This window comes from Nonlabens sp. (genome assembly GCF_018401815.1).
Classification (GTDB): Bacteria; Bacteroidota; Bacteroidia; order Flavobacteriales; family Flavobacteriaceae; genus Nonlabens.
On record NZ_JAGYKG010000003.1, the window covers coordinates 258,990 to 278,028 of the forward strand.

A 19,039-nucleotide genomic window follows, 5' to 3' on the forward strand; every position below is an offset into this window, starting at 1 on the left:
ATTTTCTCTTATCATTGTGTTTTAAAAATAGTTCTATGTTTCAAAATTATCGTTGGTGCCTGTCCATACTTGTATTAAATCTGAGTATGGTCGTTCCTAGTATGGCGCAAAATACAAAAACCTCTTGGTCTTCGGTCAGTGTTTCTCAACTACAAAATGATCCCTTATGGTCCAGAAAATCTGAGCCTACTATTGCTACCTATTATAGGGTTGATATGGAAGCACTGAAAAACAAGTTAGCAGATGCCCCACAAAGAGGTGCTAGTTCCAACCCTTCCAATACGATTATTGGATATCCCACTTCTAATGGAATCGAGTTTTTCCAAGTAAAAGAAGCCAGTGTTATGGCTCCAGAGTTACAGGCTACTTATTCCGATTTTAGATCTTATGTAGGTCAGAGCATTAGTGAGCCGACCAACCAAATTAGATTTTCAATTACATCTCAAGGATTCCATGGGATGCTGTTCTCTCCTAAATTAGGGACAGAGTTTGTTGATTCATATACCATGAATAATGCTTCAGTGATTGTTTATAAGAAGAAAGATCTTGTTGATTTAGGAGAACGATGGGAATGTCATGTAGACGAAAATTTAGGGGCAAGTCAACGATTTTCAGGTCCAGAATCACCTATAGATCTGAAGAATGCTAATGATGGTATTTTAAGAAATTTTAGGTTAGCCATTTCTACCACTGTCGAATACTCAGATTTTCATTGGATGAGAGCAGGAATTCCAGCAACCGCTTCAGATGCTGATAAAAGAATGGCAGTAATGGGTGCTATGGTAGTCACTATGACCAGAAATAATTTTATCTACGAGCGTGATTTGAGTATAACGATGACTTTTGTAGCAAATAACGATCTTTTAATTTCTATTGGATCTGATAATTTTTCCAATACCAATCCAGGGGCCATTCTAGGAGAAAATCAAACGGCTATAGATACCACTATAGGGTTTGCTAACTATGATATAGGTCATATTTTTTCTACTGGTGGTGGTGGTTTAGCTTCTTTAGCATCCCCCTGTACCAGTAGAAAAGCTCAAGGAGTAACAGGAAGGAGTGCCCCAATTGGCGACCCCTTTGATGTTGATTTTGTAGCTCATGAAATAGGCCACCAAATGGGAGCGCCGCATACATTTAATGGAGATGCTGCAAATTGCGCCGGAGGCAATAGATCTGCAAATAGCGCATATGAACCGGCGAGTGGAACGACGATCATGGCCTATGCAGGAATCTGTCCTCCTCAAAACATTCAAAACAACAGTGATGCATACTTTCACCAAACCAGCTTACTCAGTATATTTAATAATGTGTTTAATGGTCTCAGTACATGTGCACAACTAAATATCACAGGAAATGCGCCTCCTAACGCAATTGCCGATGCTGATTATACCATTCCTTTAGGGACGCCGTATAGATTGGTAGGGAATTCTACTGATACTGATGGGACATCTACACATACCTATACCTGGGAACAATTTGATTTAGGGCCTGCCGGTATACCCCTTGAAAACAACTTAAATGGCCCTCTAGTAAGGTCTTTTGAAGGTACAAATGAACCAGTAAGAATTATTCCTAGATTAGAAGATATTATCGCCTTTGGCGGTAATTCTACCCAGTGGGAAAAGCTTCCTTTTGCAACAAGACCTATGAATTTTGTGCTCACCGTTAGGGATAACGACACCAGAGGTGGGCAGACCGATGCAGACCAAATGACCATCCAGGTGGATGCAAATGCAGGTCCATTTAGTGTAACCTCTCCTGGTAATAATGGAACCGTATGGCTACCTAACACTACAGAAACAATTACCTGGAATGTCGCAGGAACTAATGCTAATAGTATTAATACCTCCTTTGTAAATATCATATTGTCTACTGATAGTGGTAGGACATTTGACACCGTACTTGCCAGTAATGTACCCAATACAGGTTCTTATGATCTGTTGGTACCCAGTGGTATTGTCGCTCCTAATTGCAGACTCATGGTAGAAGGTGCTGGAACTATTTTCTTTGCCATTAATAATGTGGATTTTAATATTAATGCAAGTGTTCAAACGGTTTGTACTACCTATCAATCTGGAATAGTAAACACTGCCATCCCAGATAACGATAGCAATGGAATTAGCGCTACTATAAATGTTCCTGTAACACAAAATGTAGCAAGTATCAAAGTTGGTGTAGATGTGTCTCATACGTATATTTCTGACATGATCATAGGTATTTCTAATCCTTCTAGCAGCAACCTTGCTTTGGTTTGGAATAGAGAATGTGCCAATCAAGCGGGTTTGAATGCTACCTTTGAAGATGGAGCTCCTGCGATACTTTGCAGGCAGCCAACTGTAGGTAATTTTAATCCATCAAGTACCTTTTCTGTTTTTGACAACTTGCCAGCAAATGGGGATTGGACGTTAACTGTTAGTGATGATGCAGTCCAGGATTTTGGTACACTGAATAGCTGGTCTATAGAAGTTTGTACCTTAATGGTGACTCCATTGAGTAATGAGTCTTTTGAGCTAGATGATGTATCCATTTATCCCAATCCTAGCAGAGGTAGCTTTACTATTCTATTTGATCATGCTTCAAGCAACCTAGTGGAGCTTGATATTTTTGATTTAAGCGGTAGATCTGTTTTTAAAAGATCCTATGAAACTTATTCAGGCTTTAATCAGAACATTAATCTAAATGACGTTTCTTCAGGGATGTATCTTGTTCAAATTAAGGATGCTAACAGATCTATTACTAAAAGGATTGTTATAAAATAAACAGCTGTGCAACCTCAATTATAAAAGCCAGTACCTACGTACTGGCTTTTATGCCTCTAAGCATTTCTTTTTTAGGTTAAAAGTTCTCGTTTCTCTTAGACAAAACACCTATTTTTGCATCTGTTTTTAAAATTGTTAAAACAGAACTATGGCACATGCAAAGTACATATTTGTAACCGGTGGGGTAACTTCTTCTTTAGGAAAGGGAATTGTCGCCGCTTCTCTAGCAAAATTACTGCAAGCCAGAGGTTTAAGAGTGACTATTCAAAAGCTTGATCCGTACATAAATGTCGATCCAGGAACACTGAATCCTTACGAGCATGGTGAGTGTTATGTCACAGAAGATGGTGCTGAAACAGATCTTGACCTAGGTCATTACGAGCGTTTCCTCAATGTAACTACTTCTCAATCCAATAATGTCACTACGGGTAGAATCTATCAAAGTGTCATCAATAAAGAAAGACGTGGCGAGTTTTTGGGTAAAACCGTGCAGGTCATTCCTCATATTACGGATGAAATCAAAGAACGAATTCAATTACTAGGAAAGTCTGGAGACTATGATGTGGTCATCACAGAGATAGGTGGAACAGTAGGTGATATTGAGTCCCTTCCTTACATAGAAAGTGTACGACAGCTGCAATGGGAGCTTGGTGAACACAATTCCTTAGTGATTCACTTGACCTTGATCCCTTATTTGAGAGCAGCAGCAGAGTTAAAAACAAAGCCTACTCAGCACAGTGTGAAAACACTTATGGAAAGTGGAGTACAGGCGGATATTTTGGTGTGTCGCACAGAATACGAGCTTTCTGATGAGATACGTACCAAGCTGGCGCGTTTTTGTAATGTAAAACAGGAAGCGGTGATTCAGTCTATTGATGTGGAGACCATCTATGATGTTCCTAATAAAATGTTATTGGAAGGACTTGATCGTGTGGTGATTAAAAATCTTAAAATTGAGACAAAGGACCAACCTGACTTAAGAAGCTGGAATGAATTTGTCCAGAGACATAAAAACCCTAAGAGTACCGTGACCATTGGATTAATTGGAAAGTATGTAGAGTTGCAAGACTCTTATAAATCCATATTGGAAGCATTTATTCACGCAGGAGCAGCTAATGAAGTAAAAGTTAATATTGAATCCATACACAGTGAATATTTAGAAGTTAAAAATGTAGCAAAAAAATTATCTCATCTTGATGCTGTTCTCGTGGCACCAGGCTTTGGGGAACGAGGGGTGGAAGGTAAGATAGAAGCGGTACGTTACGCTAGAGAGCACCAACTACCATTTTTTGGTATTTGTTTAGGAATGCAAATGGCGGTAATTGAATACGCTCGCAACGTTTTAGGTATTCAGGATGCCAATTCTATAGAGATGGATGAGAACACAAGTAATCCAGTTATTTCCTTGATGGAAGACCAGAAAACTATTCTCGACATGGGTGGAACGATGCGTTTGGGTGCTTGGGATTGCCAACTTTCAGGAGGGAAGATCAGAGAAATATATGGCAGTAACGCAATAAGTGAGCGTCACAGGCATCGCTATGAGTACAATAATGAATACCGTGAGCAACTCGAACAAGCAGGTTTAATGACCACAGGTGTCAATCCTAAATCCAATCTTGTTGAAACTATAGAGGTGGAAGATCATCCTTGGTTTATTGGAGTGCAGTACCATCCAGAATATAAAAGTACGGTGGCCGCACCACATCCGTTGTTTACTTCATTTGTAAAGGCTGCAGCAGCCTATAAAAAAAATAAAAAATAAGTGAGTTTTTCCGCTTTCGCGAAAGCGAGAAAATTACAAACTACAGTTACACTATTAAATTAATCGCCTGACAGGGCAAAAGTATGGAAGAGAAAAAGACGGACTGGAAAAGCATGCTAGGATTAGCACTTATATTTGCTATAGTGGCATTTATGCTTTTCAGAAACCAAGCAGAGAAGAAGCAAGTTGAAGAACCTACACCAGCTACAGAAATAGCAGCTGAAACCCCGTCTACATCAGTAATTCAAAATGAGCTTCCAGCGACTCCAGTTGCATCAGAAGGTGAGGTTATCGAATTTAACAACAACCTTGTAGATTTTAAAATCAATACAAAAGGCGCACTGATCAACGAGGCTTTGTTAAAAAACTTTAAGACCTATGATTCGCTACCCGTTTATTTAGTAAAAGGAGGCGACCATAAGTTTGATCTGGAATTGATGACTAAGGATGGTCGTCAACTGCATACACAAGACTTGATTTTTACTCCTGTGATTTCTCAAAATGGGGATAATGACGTCCTAAGTCTTAAAGCAGATGTTGGAAATGGAGGTACTATTGAATTTCGTTATGAGTTGAAGCCCGACGATTATATGGTGGACTTCAATATTCGTTCGCAAGGACTTGCTCAAGCTGCAAATACCTCGGAAGAAGTAGCATTGACTTGGGAATTACAAGCATACCGCCGTTCTAAAGGTATGGATAACGAAAGCCGTTACACCGAAATCAAATTTGAATACGACGACGGAAGTGATGACTATACCGGTCAAGGAGAAACCGCCGAAGAAGAAGCAGAGCGTATTACCTATATCGCGTATAAAGAACATTTTTTCTCTTCGATTTTATTGACAGATACTCCTTTTAAAAGTGGCGTATTGCAGTCCTACAACAATTTTTCTGCAAATGACCAACAAAACGAGTTGACTAAAAGATTCACTTCTAAATTGCAGTTGGAGTACAATGGCGGCGAGTTGGCTTACAACATGGATTGGTATTTTGGACCCACCGATTACGATATTCTGGATGGATATGGGCGCAACCTTGATGAGGTAGTAGATTTAGGTTGGGGGATTTTTGGAGTGATTAATGAATGGGCGATCAGACCTTTATTTACGTTACTAAGTAGTCCAGAAAAAGGATTGGGCATTCCGTATGGGATTGCGATCATTCTGTTGACCATTTGTGTGAGACTGGTATTGTCTCCTGTGTTGTATAAGAGTTACTTGACTCAAGCCAAAATGAAGATCCTGCGACCTGAACTGAATAAGATTTCAGAGAAGTATAAGGATAATGCCATGAAAAAGCAGCAGGAAACCATGAAGGTTCAAAATGAGGCAGGCGCGAGTCCGCTGAGTGGTTGTTTGCCGGCGTTGTTACAAATGCCCGTTTTCTTTGCGCTGTTTAAATTTTTCCCGACCGCATTTGAGCTGCGACAAAAAAGCTTCCTTTGGGCAGACGATTTATCCAGTTATGATGAAGTTGTTACATTGCCATTCAAAGTTCCTTTTTACGGAGATCACGTTAGTTTGTTCCCTATTTTAGCATCGATCTCCATATTCTTTTATATGCAAATGACTACAGGTCAGAGCATGCAAGCAACTCAGCAACCTGGAATGCCTAACATGAAGTTTATCATGTATTTATCTCCATTGTTCATGCTAGTGTTCTTTAACAACTACGCTAGTGGATTATCACTTTACTATTTTGTCTCTAACTTAATTACCATAGGGATTATGTTAGTAATCAAGCATGTGATTATTGATAAGGATAAGGTTCTTGCTAAAATTGAAAAAGCAAAAGCCAAGCCTAAGAAAAAGAAAAGTCGTTTTGCAAGTAAAATGTCTCAAATCATGGAGCAAGCGCAAGCGCAACAAGAAGATAAAAAGAAACTCAAGTAATATTTTTCTTGATTAACATTCTTAAATCCTCAATCTTTTGATTGGGGATTTTTTTTGGTTTAAAATTAAAAGTACATTTAAATTAAGGAAAACCGTAGAGTAATAGAATGGAGATTGATTAAAGTTGAGTTGATATTCTATTTTAAAACAGGAAAAGTTGCAGCTTGGAGTTTTTAAAAATATTAGATGTCGAAGACTAAAAAAATAGGTAAAATTATACTAGTTATGATACAGATCATTAATTAAAAAGAGTAATGGATTCATACAGCTCGTTGATCGATTAATGGACTGAGAGCAATAATATGAAAATAACTAATCATCATATGGAATCATATTTAAAAGTTGGTGGAGATGTGGATCACCTTCAACGTATGGGAACACCAGAAGAGAAAACTCTTGAAAATCAAAAAATCATGGGAGTAATGGATGAATTAATTTACGAGCTAAAGCTGCTTAAAGGTAAACTTGCCTCAACAGAATATGTTAAAGAAATTGAATTTAAACTTAAAAACCTTTGCACAGATGAAGCCGTAATCACCAAGATTAAAAATTCAAAACCATTTAGGTAAAAAAAATAGCTTTATTTTAAAAAACATTTAATTACAAACTTCCCGAACCTATTTAGATAATGCCAACACAAATAGTTGGCTTGTCAAATTCAAATAGCTTTCAAATAATAAAAAATAGTTACTACCAGCTGCCTACTAAAATACTGCCTACTGATTCAAAACTGCCTAGTTACTTCAATTCCTTCTTCAAGAACCTAGCCGTATGACTCGTTTTATGCTTTGCAACTTGTTCTGGGGTTCCTTTGGCAACTATAGTTCCTCCGCCACGCCCACCTTCTGGGCCTACGTCTATTATATAGTCGGCTATTTTGATAACGTCCATATGGTGTTCAATGACCAGAACGGTAGTTCCTTTATCTACTAGCTGATTCAAGACATCCATAAGCACTCGTACCTCTTCAAAATGAAGTCCAGTGGTAGGCTCATCTAATATATAGAATGTGTTTCCAGTATCCCTTTTAGAAAGTTCGCTGGCTAGTTTGATGCGTTGTGCTTCTCCCCCAGAAAGTGTGGTAGATTGTTGTCCTAAAGTAATATAACCCAGTCCAACGTCTTTTATGGTTTTAGGTGGAACATAAAACAGTTTCTTATAAATTTTATATTAAATAACCCTTATAATGATACAAAATTGATTTATATTTACCCTTATAATATAACATTTTAAGTTATGGGTGTTGAAAGTAATTTTAAAAGAAATTTATTAACCGATTTAAACATCTGGAAAAAGAACGAAAATCGTAAACCATTAATTTTAAGAGGAGCAAGACAAGTAGGAAAGACAACATTAGTCAAACAGTTCTCTAATAGTTTCTCAAATACAATTCATTTGAATTTGGAGAGAAAAGAAGATGTCTATTTTTTTGAAACTTTTAATGACGTGGAAACTATTATCAATGCATTGTTTACTAAGTATCGTATTTCATTTGATAAAAAAAAAGAAACGCTTTTGTTTATAGATGAAATTCAAGAATCGGTTGATGCCATTTCCTTACTACGTTATTTTTACGAAGATGTTCCAGAGTTACATGTCATAGCAGCTGGGTCTTTATTGGAGCATGTAATGAAAAATGTCAAAAGTTTTCCTGTAGGTCGAGTTCAGTATTTGTACCTACATCCTTTTAATTTTGTGGAGTATTTGAATGCAAAATCGCATACTGGAGCTGTAACTTCATTAAATGTAATACCTGTTGAGGAATATGCTCATTCCACATTACTCAAATTATTTAATGAATATGCGATAATAGGAGGAATGCCAGAAGTGGTAACAACTTATATCCATACAGAAAGTATTTCAGACCTCGCTTTAGTTTATGAAAATATATGGGAGACCTATAAAAATGATGTCGAGAAATATGCTAGTAATAAAACAGAGGCACGAGTAATCAATCACATCATGTCCACGGCTAGCTCTTATGTAGATCAACGCATCAAGTTTCAAAATTTTGGTAATTCTAATTACAGGTCGAGAGAAGTTGGTGAAGCATTACGTAATCTAGAGGACGCTAAAGTGATGCAGCTTATTTATCCCTCTACTAACGTAACTCCACCAATACTATCAGATTTTAAAAAATCACCTCGATTGCAATTTCTTGATACAGGACTTGTAAATTATGAGCTCAACATACAAGCCGATATGCTAGCTTTTGATGACTTAAGTGATATGTATAAAGGAGCAATTATACCTCACCTCATCACACAAGAAATGATATCTTTAAATACCTATAAAAATAGAAAGCCAAATTTTTGGGTAAGAGAAAAAGCTCAATCTTCCGCAGAAGTAGATTTAATTTATAATTATAAAGGCATCGTATTTCCTATCGAAATTAAATCAGGAAAAGTAGGGAAACTACGCTCATTACATCAATTTGTAGACAGGTCTTCACATCCATATGCCATACGTGTTTATGGGGGGAAATTTAGCATAGAAGAACATAAAACAATCAGTGGTAAATCTTTTTACTTAATGAATCTACCATACTATTTAACTACTTTAATAGAGTCCTATATGGCTTACTTAATAGAGATAGTTTCGCAACAAAACCTCGAAGAATAATACCAAAATATGTTTTGAGCAAAGTGAAGCTAGAAGATAAGAAAATAGGTGTAGTCTAATTTCTTTGGAGTTCATTTCATTCTTTTTTTTATAACTGTTTAGATTAAAAATCACCTATTTAGCTAAGCTCCTTCTTCAAGAACCTAGCCGTATGACTCGTTTTATGCTTTGCAACTTGTTCTGGGGTTCCTTTGGCAACTATAGTTCCTCCGCCACGCCCACCTTCTGGGCCTACGTCTATTATATAGTCGGCTATTTTGATAACGTCCATATGGTGTTCAATGACCAGAACGGTATTTCCTTTATCTACTAGCTGATTCAAGACATCCATAAGCACTCGTACATCTTCAAAATGAAGTCCAGTGGTAGGTTCATCTAATATATAGAATGTATTTCCAGTATCTCTTTTAGAAAGTTCGCTGGCTAGTTTGATGCGTTGTGCTTCTCCCCCAGAAAGTGTGGTAGATTGTTGTCCTAAAGTAATATAACCCAGTCCAACGTCTTTAATGGTTTTGAGTTTCCGATAAATCTTTGGGATCGCTTCAAAGAAATCTGTAGCTTCATTGATGGTCATGTTGAGGACATCGCTTATGGATTTTCCTTTATAACGTATCTCTAGCGTTTCTCTGTTGAATCGTTTCCCTTGACAGGTTTCACAAGTCACATAAACATCAGGTAGAAAATTCATTTCTATAACTCTAAGTCCGCCACCTTTACAAGTTTCACAACGCCCACCGGTAACATTAAAACTAAAGCGACCTGGCTTATAGCCTCGTATCAATGCTTCAGGGGTTTTGGCAAAAAGGGATCTAATCTCGTCAAAAGTTTTGGTATAAGTGGCGGGATTGGATCTGGGCGTTCTACCTATAGGACTTTGATTGATATCTATGACTTTATCACAATTGTCCAGTCCTTTGATGCTTTTATACGGCATGGGGATCTTTACTCCATTAAAGAAATGCGCATTCATAATAGGGTAGAGCGTCTCGTTGATTAAAGTAGATTTACCACTTCCAGAAACCCCTGTAATTCCTATCATTTGTCCTAAGGGAAGGTCTATAGAAACGTCTTTTAAATTGTTTCCCGTACAGCCTTTTAAGGATATGTACATTCCATTTCCTTTACGACGTGTCTTAGGAACTGCAATTCCTCTTTTACCGTTCAGGTATTGAGCGGTAAGTGTATCGTGTTTTAATAGTTCTTCGGGTGTACCTTCACTAATGATTTCACCACCGTATTTTCCAGCTCGAGGTCCGATATCGATGACGTGATCTGCGCGCAGTATCATGTCTTTATCGTGCTCTACAACAATGACAGAATTACCGGTATCCCGCAAAGAGATAAGTGAGTTGATCAGTTTTTCATTGTCTCTTTGGTGCAAGCCTATACTTGGCTCATCCAGTATATACAGCACGCCCACGAGTTGCGAGCCTATTTGTGTGGCAAGTCGTATGCGCTGTGCTTCACCACCAGACAGCGATGGAGCACTTCGGTTGATAGATAAATAATCCAAACCTACATCCAGTAAGAACTGTAATCGTTCTCTTATTTCTTTTAATAACTCTGTAGCTATTTGTTCTTGCTTTCGCGAAAGCGTCGCGTTTAACTGATCAAACCAGTCTACCAGCGCTACGATGTCCATATTGGCTAGTTCCGCAATATTTTTTTCGTTGACAAGGAAATAAAGCGACTCTTTGCGCAATCTCGACCCCTCACAATCTGAACAGGTGACGTTATCCATAAATTCTTTTGCCCAACGTTGAAGACTGGTACTGTCGTTATTCTTATAGGTTTGCTCTATAAAAACGGCCAATCCCTCAAAGTCTATTTTGTAATTGCGTTTAACACCTAGGTTCTTACTGTCCAACTCCAAGCTTTCTTTACCTCCGTACAAAATCATTTCAATAGCTGCGTCAGGAACTTTTTCTAAGGCATCTGTCAGTTTAAAATCAAACTTTTGTGCGATCAATTCCAGTTGCTGATAAATCCAATTTTTCTTATTGTCAGGATAAGGTGCCAGACCACCTTTGGCAATTGAAAGACTGCGGTCAGGAATGATTTTGTTTTCGTTGACTTGGTACAAGGATCCTATACCATTACACTTAGGACAAGCCCCTTTAGGGCTGTTAAAGGAGAAGTTATTAGGTTCTGGTTCAGGATAGGAGATTCCGGTTTCTGGGCACATTAACGTACGAGAGAAAAAACGACCCTCTTTCTCACCCTGAGGAACAATCATCGTGATGTCGTTACCGTGATACATAGCCGTTTTTATAGACTCATCCAGTCTTTTGATATCTTGTTCAGTACCGCCTACTTCTAACCTGTCGATGACGATTTCAATGTCGTGGACCTTGTAGCGATCTAGCTTCATACCTTTCATAAGGTCTAGAATCACGTTATCCACACGTACTTTAATAAAACCTTGTTTGGCAATTTGTTCAAAGAGCTCTCGGTAATGACCTTTTCTGCCACGTATCACAGGCGCCAAAATAGTGATGCGCTGACCCTCGTATTCTTCAATAATAAGATCGCGTATTTGCTCATCACTATAGCTTACCATTTTCTTACCCGTGTTGTAAGAATAGGCATCGCTGGCACGGGCGTAAAGCAACCTTAGAAAATCATAAATCTCTGTAATAGTTCCTACGGTACTCCGCGGACTCTTACTCGTAGTTTTTTGCTCTATGGCAATCACAGGAGAAAGTCCGTCTATTTTATCCACATCTGGACGCTCCATCCCGCCTAGGAACTGTCGGGCATAAGCACTAAATGTTTCAATATAGCGACGTTGCCCTTCAGCATAAATGGTATCAAAAGCAAGTGATGATTTACCAGAGCCAGAAAGACCCGTAATAACGACCAGTTGTTCTCGGGGTATGTTTACATCAATGTTCTTAAGATTATGAACACGTGCGCCTTTTACCTCGATGATTTCGTCAGAATATGCCATAGTTTTTTACAAGAGCGCGAAGTTACCTATTTAAGCACTATATTTTATTTAAAGCTACCTTAAAATCTAGTAGAGCGTTTTGGAATGTAACAGCAAAATAACACCCATCTCTTGTCGAAGTAAGAACAATGGGGCTTGCTGGAATCAGTCTCGGTTTTGAGTCTCAGTCTCAGTCTCAGTTTTCAGTAGGTAGTAGGCAGGTTGATTTGCGAGCAAGCTCACCAATTGGAGTAGGCAGTAGTCTATAATTGTAGCTTTTGAAATTATTTTCCTCACTTGATGCGGAATCAGTCTCAGTCTCAGTTTTCAGTAGGCAGGTTGCATTCCAGTAGGCAGTGGGCAGTATGCTATAATTGTAGCTTTGGAAATTATTTTCCGCACTTGATGCAGAATCAGTCTCAGTCTCAGTTTTCAGTAGGCAGGTTGCATTCCAGTAGGCAGTGGGCAGTATGCTATAATTGTAGCTTTTGAAATTATTTTCCTCACTTGATGCGGAATCAGTCTCAGTCTCAGTTTTTAGTAGGCAGGTTGATTTGTGAGCAAGCTCAGCAATTGGAGTAGGCAGTAGGCTATAATTGTAGCTTTTGAAATTATTTTCCTCACTTGATGCAGAATCAGTCTCAGTCTCAGTTTTCAGTAGGCAGGTTCCATTCCATTAGGCAGTGGGCAGTAGTCTATAATTGTAGCTTTTGAAATTATTTTCTGCACTTGATGCGGAATCCTTTGCATTTCCCGAGAGTTTTTTGACTAGGCTTTCCCTTCTCACATCCCACCAGTGCAACGAAAGGAATGCATCATGTCCGCCCTGTGCTGAGCTTGTCGAAGTAAGAACAATGGGTGTTTGCGCCTGATTACAAAACCTATGGGAACAAGCTCCTATGTTCAACTTCAAAATCAAATGATAACCAACTTATTTTTTTCATAAATAACAAGCTTACTTATCTAAAAGTAAAGTATATTTGTCTTAATAATAAAAATACTTTACGTTATGAGATCTAATTTTTTAAAGAATTTCTGTGAATTTGAAAAGAAAGGCGGCACTTTTCCCCTTATTTCTTATCAGTTGAAATGGATCGGATGGGCAATTGCCATCTCTGCAGTAGCAGCACTGATATCAGTTAAAATTTTGGACAGTTCACAAGCAGCATTTTATAAGCAGTTATTCATGCATGCCCTATTGATAGGTTTATTTATGATCGTGATTACTAAAGACAAAGATGAAGACGAGCGCATTAATGAGTTGCGCTATCGCGCCTTTTCCTTTGCTTTTGTATTGGGCACGGCGATGGTATTGCTCATGCCGCTTGCAGCTATGGTTTTAGATGCTCTCGCGGGTAGATTGCCTCTAGAATGGGAACAAGATCAAAGCATCTTTTTTATCATGTCTTCGTTCTTGTTTTATTACTTGATGTATTTCCAGATTTTTAAAAGGCAGCTGTAATGAAAAATACGGTAAACGTGCAGCGCGCCATCCACAAAATGACGCAAGCAGACCTGTCTGAGGCCATTGGCGTCTCTAGACAAACCATTAATTCTATTGAAAAAAATAGATACGTTCCTTCTACGCTACTGGCTTTAAAAATTGCGCGTTTATTTAAAGTTGCAGTAGAGGATATTTTTGAGTTGGACGAAAAAGAGTAACGGGATTAAGGAATTACCTTTAAATCTGTAACTGGAACTTCTATTCCGAATAGGCTGCGCTTTCGCGAAAGCGGAAATCCTCCAGCGGTCATCTCCCAATTGGACCATGTTACTTCTATTCCATCTAACGGAATAATACGCACCCACATTTTAAAGGCAATGGGCTGGTAATTCTCATCTACTTCCCATAGGTAACTGTCTCCTGGGGTAGTGCCTCCAGAATGGTAGGTTACCAATAGTTTTTGCTTGCCATTTTCTTCAACCAGTTCTCTAGTAGTTCCTATATCAAATATTTTATGAGGCGCCACCACCCAAAAACTATCATTATTAAAATGAAATGCCGCATCGTCTATAGCTGCCTGTTGTTCTTCTCCTTCTAGTCGTTTTCCATTTTTAAAAGCAAAACTTATTTCAGGGTACTGCGTTTGGTAGAGAACGCGATAATCCTCCCAGTAGACAGCTACCATATTTTGTTGGAGTTTCCATTCATACCTATGATCACCTCTAAAGGTCCAGTGAATTTCCTTAGCTTCAGTAAACTCTTTGTGATGAATGGCGTCTAATAGTTTAAAAGCCATCTCATCTGCTGGGGTACCCGGAATTCCTTTTGGAATATCGTCGTTATATACCAGTTTTAAAACTATAAAGGTGACAAGAAGGAACGCCACAAAAGCTAAAATACCTTTTAATAAATAACGAAATGTCTTTTTCAACTGTTTAGGATTAGTAGATGATAGGCAAAGATAACCTTTAGGAGGAACATGGCATATTCCAAATAGAGTGGGATCAACTACCTATCTATTCCATAAATATACCACTACCCATGAATGCCGCACTGCAGCCGTCTAAAAATGAACTGCTTGGGAAGCAGCAGTTGGCGCAAAAAATAAATCCCTTAAACGTTTAGATGTTTAGGGATTGTATAAAGGAGTAAAGCTGCGGTATTACTTGGTTCCAAACTTTTCTTGGTAATCAATAATGGATTGATTTACAATTTTTAGCGCTTTTTCACGACCTTGAAATTCTTCCACCTCTACCGTTTTGTTTTCTAGTTTTTTATAATCTTGGAAGAAATTACGCATTTCTTTTTTCCAAAATTCTGGCAGTTCGCTTACGTCATTAAAATGAGCTACAGACATATCGTTTGCGGCAACAGCAATGATTTTGTCATCCATTTCTCCACCGTCTAGCATCTGCATGACCCCTATTACTTTTGCTTTAACAAGACACATTGGTACGATCTCAATTTGAGAAAGAACTAAGATGTCCAACGGGTCATTATCATCACAATAGGTTTGCGGAATAAAACCATAATTAGTGGGATAATACATGGAAGAGTAGATCACACGATCTAAGATAAGCATTCCAGATTCTTTGTCCAGCTCGTATTTTGCTCTGGTGTTTTTTGGGATCTCTATAATTCCTATTACATGTCCTGGTGCATCTGCTCCATAACTTACGTCGTGCCAAGCGTGTTTCGTCATTGTATTGTTTTTTTAAACGGCTGCAAAAATAGGAGGTATTGAGCTTTCGCGAAAGCGAAATAGCATTAACTTACGGCAAATGCCTAACTTATTTATTTGGTCTCAAGTTACGATAAGGGTTGCGACACCTCTTTTAAGCATAAACCCATGTTAAATGCGTGTTAGAACTCTTCATGTTCCCTTTTTGTCAATTATTTTTAAACTATGGCACAAGAAAGAGTAGGTTTTAAGTTTGAGTTGTATACTGCAGAGGAGAAGGATCCTTTTAACAAGCTTTTTGATATTTTTAAAGAATTGATCACGCATACCTCTGGAGACTTTGATGAGGCTATAGATTGGTTGCGAGAATTAGATAAAGAATACAAGCTTACCACGGCAGCCTATACGATCGAAGACTTTATCGAGGACTTGAAAGCGCGTGGTTATATTCAAGAGGAGTTGGATCCAAATGACGAGAGTCAAGAAACTGGAGAAGAAGGGGATGGGGATCGACCAGGACGTTTTTCCATAACTGCCAAAACAGAACAGTTGCTACGCAAACATGCACTGGACCAAATTTTTGGGAACATGCGTAAGGGCGCTAGTGGCAATCATAAAACAGGAAAATTAGGTCAGGGAGATGAGCACAGCGGTGATTACCGACCTTATAGATTTGGTGATGGATTGGATCGCATTTCCATGACTGAGAGCCTGCGCAACGCTCATATCAATCATGGGATGGGCAATTTTAACCTGACTGAAGAGGATCTCGTAGTAGAAGATTCTCAGTTTAAAGCACAAATGAGTACGGTATTGATGATCGATATTTCTCATTCCATGATTCTTTATGGAGAAGATCGCATCACTCCAGCAAAAAAAGTAGCCATGGCTCTGGCAGAGTTAATTACTACTCGGTATCCAAAGGACACTTTAGACATCATTGTTTTTGGTAATGATTCTTGGCCCATTAAAATAGCCGATCTTCCTTACCTTAAGGTAGGTCCTTATCATACCAACACTGTGGCAGGATTACAACTAGCTATGGACATCTTGAGAAGAAAGCGCAATACCAACAAACAGATCTTTATGATTACAGACGGCAAGCCTAGTTGCTTGCGATTAAAAGATGGTACCTATTATAAAAATTCCAACGGTCTGGACGAATACATTGTCGAGAAATGCTATACCATGGCCGCACAAGCGAGAAGGTTGCATATTCCTATTACCACCTTTATGATTGCAAACGACCCTTACTTGCAACGTTTTATTGATCAGTTTACAGAAGCTAATCAAGGAAAAGCATTTTTTACAGGACTGCAAGGACTGGGCGAGATGATCTTTAGTGATTATGAAGCGAATAGAAAAAAACGTCTCAAGTAATCCCTTATAGTAAAAGCTGCAGTAATTGGTAAATCTATAGGCACCATCAGAGTAAGCTGAGGTTGCATAATAGATGCCAAAAGGGTCTTTTAAATACCTTTACTGTTGAGGTCCAACCCAGTGTCTTTCTTTAGAAAAAATCATTCCCCTTGTTACCTCTAATACGTACAGCATCTCTGATCGCCGCATCCTGTTATGATTCAGCAGCACAATTTATGACGCCGTATAGCTCCATTAGCTGGATTAAAATTACTCCATCCCGCACCAGTTTCGGTACAAAAGGGTAAGTTGATAGTTGTCCATATCCAACCTGATAAAAAGTCAAATCGATTCCTATGATTTAACGGTGTGGGATTTTAATTTAGAATGTGCTACTCTTCACTAAGAATACTTCATCACAGGGATTTTTGTAAAGTGCGACTAGTTAGTTCTCTTTTAAGAAAAGGAAGATTTGTAAAAGCATTTTTATATATTTGAGCTTCTTATTTAAAAACAAAAAAAAATGAAAACAATCTATCTTTCTTTAGTTGCTTTGCTTGTAGCAACCCTTACAGCCACTGCCCAAGACCTTTCTTACGGAGTTATAGGTGGGGTGAATTTTTCTAAAATCGACAACTTAGGAGGTACTGGTTCTGAAGCTAACAGGTTGGGATTCCATATAGGAGGAGTCGCCGAATTGGCATTTGCTGAAAAATGGTCTTATGAGGCTAGTTTGCTGTATTCAGTTGAGGGAGAAGAATTTGATAATGCTGCAGGAACAACAACAGAGGTAAAATTGCAATACATCAATGTACCGCTACAATTCAAATACTATGCGTATAAGAATTTTAGTATTCACTTTGGTCCACAAATAGGTTTTTTACTTAAAGGAGAACAAGCTGCAGGTGATGGGGATGCTGTAGAGATAGCGGATACGGTCAATACTAATTTTGCTGGTACGGCAGGATTTGGGTATGATTTAAAAAAATACAACCTGTATCTTAAAGGAACGCTAACCTATGGTTTTTCTGATATCATAGACAACGAAACTGACGGAATTAACAGGACTCAGCTTCCTGGAACCGTTCACTTATCAGTAGGTTATAAGTTCTAAGAAGAAGATGAACAGGTGGTGTTAAAAAAATGCGGCCAAAGGCCGCATTTTTTTTGCTCCGTCACGAGCTCTTTTTTAAATTTCCATCCTCTTCAATTCGTTGTAATTGCGTTGCAATTTGCGCAGTAAAATACCATAGATCAATTGATAGATCAAATACATCACCACACAAATTATCAAGAACACGATAAAGGAAGCCCCTAATGCCATTAGGTAAAAGGCTGTTTCATGTCCTGCCATTTCAGGACTCGCTAGGAGTTCGGTAACCTTAGGGTCATTAGGAATCACTAAAACGGTAGCTATCATTCCTACCAACATCATATAGGTTAAGTTGTACCAAATGTACCATTTCATCGTGCGTCGGGTCTTTAGAATCTTATTCATAAGACTGCTAGTAGGTTGCGAAATAGAGATGTGCTTATAATTGGAATAAAATACATAGATAAACGTGATAATCACTACATAATGAAAAATCATTGAACCGTAATAAAAAGGGGCTCCCATCATTTCAATCGTATGGTTTTCTTGATTTGCTAAATGGGATACAAGACCCAAAACAATAAACACAACAAATTCAATCATCGCGATGATCAACAGCCATTTGACTATTCCTGAGGATGTTCTCGCTAGCAATCCAGTGAGTTGTTCTTTAGTAAAACGAGGCGAGTTATCAGTTTGTGACTGCCAGTTTTGTTTTAATATATCTAGTTGATCCATGATTTTATGGATTTATAATGTTAGTTAATTTTGTTTTGATCCTGTTCATCTTCACTCTTGCATTTACTTCAGAGATCCCCATGGTTTCAGCTATTTCTCTGTAATTTTTATCCTCTAGATATAGAAAAACCAATGCTTTTTCTATATCGTTCAATTGTTTTACCGCTCCGTAAAGCAACGTCAGCTGCTCCATTTGTTCGTCCTCCTCGTTTTGGTCTTCTATTTTAAATTGTACCGACTCATAATCTTGAGTTGTTACCCTTCTCGTAGATTTGCGATAAAGGGTTATTGCGGTATTTAAGGCTACTCGATACATCCAAGTACTGAATTTTGAGTCCCCTCTAAATTTGGGGTAAGCACGCCATAATTGTACGGTTACTTCTTGAAAAAGATCCTTGTGTGCATGCTGGTCATTTGTATACAGCCGGCATATTTTATGCACTATATTCTGATTCTCATCCAGTTGTTTGATAAATTCTTCTTCGAGTTGCTTACTCACGTGGTGACGGTATGGTTGTTTGATAAGTCATTTCTTTTTTAGAAATGTTACACTTCGGTAATAGGATCCCTTTTTTAATCTGTTATAGCTGTAGAGCTACTGAAGGTTCCTCCACAAATATAGGGCCCAAAGTCGTATAGAGGCGTTAATTACTGCACCATTACCATCCAAAAATATAATGAAAAGACCAATTTCTTTGCTTCTTTAAGAAAAGATGCTGCTTCGTTCGTTCCCCCACCTCTTTAAATTTAT

General features: G+C 38.3%; 14 protein-coding genes and 1 pseudogene. 9 read left to right on the forward strand and 6 right to left on the reverse strand.

All coding sequences use genetic code 11. From position 1 onward, the window contains the following. The first annotated feature begins 35 nt into the window (after positions 1 to 35). The 4 genes from KG732_RS07790 to KG732_RS07805 all read left to right on the forward strand — a co-directional run bounded on the left by KG732_RS07790 (position 36) and on the right by KG732_RS07805 (position 6,991). Positions 36 to 2,762: a zinc-dependent metalloprotease family protein gene (locus KG732_RS07790; RefSeq protein WP_213522173.1), complete on the forward strand. Its 2,727-nt coding sequence runs from the start codon at positions 36 to 38 to the stop codon at positions 2,760 to 2,762. A gap of 148 nt (positions 2,763 to 2,910) precedes the next feature. Next, complete coding sequence (locus KG732_RS07795; protein ID WP_213522175.1) at positions 2,911 to 4,527, forward strand: CTP synthase; 1,617 nt, start codon at positions 2,911 to 2,913, stop codon at positions 4,525 to 4,527. 83 nt (positions 4,528 to 4,610) lie between these two features. Then, positions 4,611 to 6,422: a membrane protein insertase YidC gene (gene yidC, locus KG732_RS07800; protein WP_213522177.1), complete on the forward strand. Its 1,812-nt coding sequence runs from the start codon at positions 4,611 to 4,613 to the stop codon at positions 6,420 to 6,422. Between the two features lie 323 nt (positions 6,423 to 6,745). Then, complete coding sequence (locus tag KG732_RS07805) at positions 6,746 to 6,991, forward strand: hypothetical protein (RefSeq protein ID WP_213522179.1); 246 nt, start codon at positions 6,746 to 6,748, stop codon at positions 6,989 to 6,991. A gap of 169 nt (positions 6,992 to 7,160) precedes the next feature. Here the strand turns inward: KG732_RS07805 and KG732_RS07810 are convergent. Beyond that, a pseudogene (locus tag KG732_RS07810) lies at positions 7,161 to 7,589 on the reverse strand (excinuclease ABC subunit UvrA); the annotation flags it as partial. 69 nt (positions 7,590 to 7,658) lie between these two features. Here KG732_RS07810 and KG732_RS07815 point away from each other — a divergent pair. Further along, a complete protein-coding gene (locus KG732_RS07815) occupies positions 7,659 to 9,044 on the forward strand; it encodes an AAA family ATPase (protein WP_213522181.1) in 1,386 nt (461 codons plus the stop codon). A gap of 118 nt (positions 9,045 to 9,162) precedes the next feature. Here KG732_RS07815 and uvrA read toward each other — a convergent pair whose 3' ends face one another. Next, entirely contained in the window at positions 9,163 to 11,994 is a 2,832-nt protein-coding gene (uvrA, locus tag KG732_RS07820) for an excinuclease ABC subunit UvrA (RefSeq protein WP_213522183.1), read from the reverse strand. A 988-nt stretch (positions 11,995 to 12,982) separates the two neighbouring features. Here uvrA and KG732_RS07825 point away from each other — a divergent pair. Together KG732_RS07825 and KG732_RS07830 are read left to right on the forward strand one after the other, a co-directional pair. Further along, on the forward strand, positions 12,983 to 13,435 hold the full coding sequence (locus KG732_RS07825) for a hypothetical protein (RefSeq protein WP_213522185.1): 453 nt from the start codon (positions 12,983 to 12,985) through the stop codon (positions 13,433 to 13,435). Beyond that, positions 13,435 to 13,635, forward strand: coding sequence for a helix-turn-helix transcriptional regulator (locus KG732_RS07830; RefSeq protein WP_213522187.1), 201 nt, complete (start codon positions 13,435 to 13,437; stop codon positions 13,633 to 13,635). The genes KG732_RS07825 and KG732_RS07830 overlap by 1 nt, the downstream gene beginning before the upstream one ends. 5 nt (positions 13,636 to 13,640) lie before the next feature. Here the strand turns inward: KG732_RS07830 and KG732_RS07835 are convergent, their stop codons facing one another. Together KG732_RS07835 and KG732_RS07840 are read right to left on the reverse strand one after the other, a co-directional pair. After that, complete coding sequence (locus tag KG732_RS07835) at positions 13,641 to 14,348, reverse strand: hypothetical protein (RefSeq protein ID WP_292901553.1); 708 nt, start codon at positions 14,346 to 14,348, stop codon at positions 13,641 to 13,643. A 231-nt stretch (positions 14,349 to 14,579) separates the two neighbouring features. Then, positions 14,580 to 15,119 (reverse strand): inorganic diphosphatase, encoded by a 540-nt coding sequence (locus KG732_RS07840; RefSeq protein ID WP_213522189.1) that lies wholly within the window; start codon positions 15,117 to 15,119, stop codon positions 14,580 to 14,582. A 204-nt stretch (positions 15,120 to 15,323) separates the two neighbouring features. On the opposite strand from KG732_RS07840, the gene KG732_RS07845 reads away from it, so the two are divergent. Beyond that, positions 15,324 to 16,478, forward strand: a complete 1,155-nt coding sequence (locus tag KG732_RS07845) for a VWA domain-containing protein (protein ID WP_213522191.1) — start codon at positions 15,324 to 15,326, stop codon at positions 16,476 to 16,478. A 502-nt stretch (positions 16,479 to 16,980) separates the two neighbouring features. Further along, positions 16,981 to 17,571, forward strand: coding sequence for a porin family protein (locus KG732_RS07850; RefSeq protein WP_213522192.1), 591 nt, complete (start codon positions 16,981 to 16,983; stop codon positions 17,569 to 17,571). A gap of 75 nt (positions 17,572 to 17,646) precedes the next feature. Here the strand turns inward: KG732_RS07850 and KG732_RS07855 are convergent, their stop codons facing one another. Together KG732_RS07855 and KG732_RS07860 are read right to left on the reverse strand one after the other, a co-directional pair. Then, on the reverse strand, positions 17,647 to 18,288 hold the full coding sequence (locus KG732_RS07855) for a hypothetical protein (RefSeq protein ID WP_213522194.1): 642 nt from the start codon (positions 18,286 to 18,288) through the stop codon (positions 17,647 to 17,649). 4 nt (positions 18,289 to 18,292) lie between these two features. Beyond that, a complete protein-coding gene (locus tag KG732_RS07860) occupies positions 18,293 to 18,787 on the reverse strand; it encodes a sigma-70 family RNA polymerase sigma factor (protein ID WP_213522196.1) in 495 nt (164 codons plus the stop codon). Positions 18,788 to 19,039: the final 252 nt, after the last annotated feature.

What these genes read in the sequence shown, in the direction of transcription:
- KG732_RS07850 (WP_213522192.1), top strand. Translation starts at nt 16,981, where the DNA reads ATGAAAACAATCTATCTTTCTTTAGTTGCTTTGCTTGTAGCAACCCTT.
- KG732_RS07815 (WP_213522181.1), top strand. Translation starts at nt 7,659, where the DNA reads ATGGGTGTTGAAAGTAATTTTAAAAGAAATTTATTAACCGATTTAAAC.
- KG732_RS07825 (WP_213522185.1), top strand. Translation starts at nt 12,983, where the DNA reads ATGAGATCTAATTTTTTAAAGAATTTCTGTGAATTTGAAAAGAAAGGC.
- KG732_RS07790 (WP_213522173.1), top strand. Translation starts at nt 36, where the DNA reads ATGTTTCAAAATTATCGTTGGTGCCTGTCCATACTTGTATTAAATCTG.
- KG732_RS07795 (WP_213522175.1), top strand. Translation starts at nt 2,911, where the DNA reads ATGGCACATGCAAAGTACATATTTGTAACCGGTGGGGTAACTTCTTCT.
- KG732_RS07840 (WP_213522189.1), bottom strand. Translation starts at nt 15,119, where the DNA reads ATGACGAAACACGCTTGGCACGACGTAAGTTATGGAGCAGATGCACCA.
- KG732_RS07855 (WP_213522194.1), bottom strand. Translation starts at nt 18,288, where the DNA reads ATGGATCAACTAGATATATTAAAACAAAACTGGCAGTCACAAACTGAT.
- KG732_RS07845 (WP_213522191.1), top strand. Translation starts at nt 15,324, where the DNA reads ATGGCACAAGAAAGAGTAGGTTTTAAGTTTGAGTTGTATACTGCAGAG.
- KG732_RS07830 (WP_213522187.1), top strand. Translation starts at nt 13,435, where the DNA reads ATGAAAAATACGGTAAACGTGCAGCGCGCCATCCACAAAATGACGCAA.
- yidC (WP_213522177.1), top strand. Translation starts at nt 4,611, where the DNA reads ATGGAAGAGAAAAAGACGGACTGGAAAAGCATGCTAGGATTAGCACTT.
- uvrA (WP_213522183.1), bottom strand. Translation starts at nt 11,994, where the DNA reads ATGGCATATTCTGACGAAATCATCGAGGTAAAAGGCGCACGTGTTCAT.
- KG732_RS07805 (WP_213522179.1), top strand. Translation starts at nt 6,746, where the DNA reads ATGGAATCATATTTAAAAGTTGGTGGAGATGTGGATCACCTTCAACGT.